This is a genomic window from Xenorhabdus sp. TS4, assembly GCF_014467265.1.
Classification (GTDB): Bacteria; Pseudomonadota; Gammaproteobacteria; order Enterobacterales; family Enterobacteriaceae; genus Xenorhabdus; species Xenorhabdus ehlersii.
The window spans coordinates 29875-32839 of sequence record NZ_NKHQ01000002.1; the positions used below are offsets into that span (position 1 = coordinate 29875).

The following is a 2965-nucleotide window of genomic DNA, read 5'->3' on the forward strand; positions in this document are numbered from 1 at the left end:
GAAGACACCTTCGGGTTGTGAGGTTAAGCGACTAAGCGTACACGGTGGATGCCTAGGCAGTCAGAGGCGATGAAGGACGTGCTAATCTGCGAAAAGCGCCGGTGAGCTGATATGAAGCGCTATCAGCCGGCGATGTCCGAATGGGGAAACCCAGTGCAATCCGTTGCACTATCCTTACCTGAATTCATAGGGTAAGGAGGCGAACCGGGGGAACTGAAACATCTCAGTACCCCGAGGAAAAGAAATCAACCGAGATTCCCCCAGTAGCGGCGAGCGAACGGGGAGGAGCCCAGAGCCATCAGCGATATGAGTGTCAGGAGAACGGTCTGGAAAGGCCGGCAGTAAAGGGTGAGAGCCCCGTATCCGAAGACACTGGTATTGTGAGCTCAACGAGTAGGGCGGGACACGTGGTATCCTGTCTGAACATGGGGGGACCATCCTCCAAGGCTAAATACTCCTGACTGACCGATAGTGAACCAGTACCGTGAGGGAAAGGCGAAAAGAACCCCGGCGAGGGGAGTGAAAGAGAACCTGAAACCGTGTACGTACAAGCAGTGGGAGCCTTGATTTATCAGGGTGACTGCGTACCTTTTGTATAATGGGTCAGCGACTTATATTCTGTAGCAAGGTTAACCGCATAGGGGAGCCGCAGGGAAACCGAGTCTTAACTGGGCGTTAAGTTGCAGGGTATAGACCCGAAACCCGGTGATCTAGCCATGGGCAGGTTGAAGGTTGGGTAACACTAACTGGAGGACCGAACCGACTAATGTTGAAAAATTAGCGGATGACTTGTGGCTGGGGGTGAAAGGCCAATCAAACCGGGAGATAGCTGGTTCTCCCCGAAAGCTATTTAGGTAGCGCCTCGTGAAGTCATCTTCGGGGGTAGAGCACTGTTTCGGCTAGGGGGTCATCCCGACTTACCAACCCGATGCAAACTGCGAATACCGAAGAATGTTATCACGGGAGACACACGGCGGGTGCTAACGTCCGTCGTGAAGAGGGAAACAACCCAGACCGCCAGCTAAGGTCCCGAAGTCATGGTTAAGTGGGAAACGAAGTGGGAAGGCTCAGACAGCCAGGATGTTGGCTTAGAAGCAGCCATCATTTAAAGAAAGCGTAATAGCTCACTGGTCGAGTCGGCCTGCGCGGAAGATGTAACGGGGCTAAACCATGCACCGAAGCTGCGGCAGCGACACGAATGTGTTGTTGGGTAGGGGAGCGTTCTGTAAGCCGGTGAAGGTGAACTGTGAGGTTTGCTGGAGGTATCAGAAGTGCGAATGCTGACATAAGTAACGATAAAGCGGGTGAAAAACCCGCTCGCCGGAAGACCAAGGGTTCCTGTCCAACGTTAATCGGGGCAGGGTGAGTCGACCCCTAAGGCGAGGCTGAAAAGCGTAGTCGATGGGAAACAGGTTAATATTCCTGTACTGGCCATAATTGCGATGGGGGGACGGAGAAGGCTAGGCAAGCCGGGCGACGGTCGTCCCGGTTTAAGTGTGTAGGTGGGATAACTTGGCAAATCCGGTTATCCAAGACACTGAGGCACGATGACGAGGCATTACGGTGCTGAAGTTGCTGATGCCCCGCTTCCAGGAAAAGCCCCTAAGCGTCAGATTATGGTCAATCGTACCCCAAACCGACACAGGTGGTCAGGTAGAGAATACTCAGGCGCTTGAGAGAACTCGGGTGAAGGAACTAGGCAAAATGGTGCCGTAACTTCGGGAGAAGGCACGCTGGCGTCAGGTGAAGAAACACGCTTTCGGAGCCGAGGCCAGTCGCAGATACCAGCTGGCTGCAACTGTTTAATAAAAACACAGCACTGTGCAAACACGAAAGTGGACGTATACGGTGTGACGCCTGCCCGGTGCTGGAAGGTTAATTGATGGGGTTAGCCGCAAGGCGACGCTCTTGATCGAAGCCCCAGTAAACGGCGGCCGTAACTATAACGGTCCTAAGGTAGCGAAATTCCTTGTCGGGTAAGTTCCGACCTGCACGAATGGCGTAATGATGGCCAGGCTGTCTCCACCCGAGACTCAGTGAAATTGAACTCGCTGTGAAGATGCAGTGTACCCGCGGCAAGACGGAAAGACCCCGTGAACCTTTACTATAGCTTGACACTGAACCTTGAGCCTTGATGTGTAGGATAGGTGGGAGGCTGTGAAATGTGGACGCCAGTCTGCATGGAGCCATCCTTGAAATACCACCCTTGAATGTTTGATGTTCTAACGTCGGCCCGTTATCCGGGTTGCGGACAGTGTCTGGTGGGTAGTTTGACTGGGGCGGTCTCCTCCCAAAGCGTAACGGAGGAGCACGAAGGTTAGCTAATCACGGTCGGACATCGTGAGGTTAGTGCAATGGCATAAGCTAGCTTGACTGCGAGAGTGACGGCTCGAGCAGGTGCGAAAGCAGGTCATAGTGATCCGGTGGTTCTGTATGGAAGGGCCATCGCTCAACGGATAAAAGGTACTCCGGGGATAACAGGCTGATACCGCCCAAGAGTTCATATCGACGGCGGTGTTTGGCACCTCGATGTCGGCTCATCACATCCTGGGGCTGAAGTAGGTCCCAAGGGTATGGCTGTTCGCCATTTAAAGTGGTACGCGAGCTGGGTTTAGAACGTCGTGAGACAGTTCGGTCCCTATCTGCCGTGGGCGTTGGAAGATTGCAAGGGGCTGCTCCTAGTACGAGAGGACCGGAGTGGACGCACCACTGGTGTTCGGGTTGTCATGCCAATGGCACTGCCCGGTAGCTAAGTGCGGAAGAGATAACCGCTGAAAGCATCTAAGCGGGAAACTTGCCTTAAGATGAGTCTTCCCTTGTCCCTAGAGGACACTGAAGGAACGTTCGAGACGAGGACGTAGATAGGCCGGGTGTGTAAGCGTTGCGAGACGTTGAGCTAACCGGTACTAATGACCCGTGCGGCTTAACCTGACAACACCGAAGGTGTTTTGGGGTTTGAGAGAGA

Annotated in this window: 1 rRNA gene; it reads left to right on the plus strand. The window is 53.8% G+C overall.

The window, feature by feature from the left end:
• Positions 1-21 precede the first annotated feature (21 nt).
• Positions 22-2931: ribosomal RNA gene (locus Xets_RS00850) — 23S ribosomal RNA — on the plus strand.
• The last annotated feature ends 34 nt before the right edge of the window (positions 2932-2965 follow it).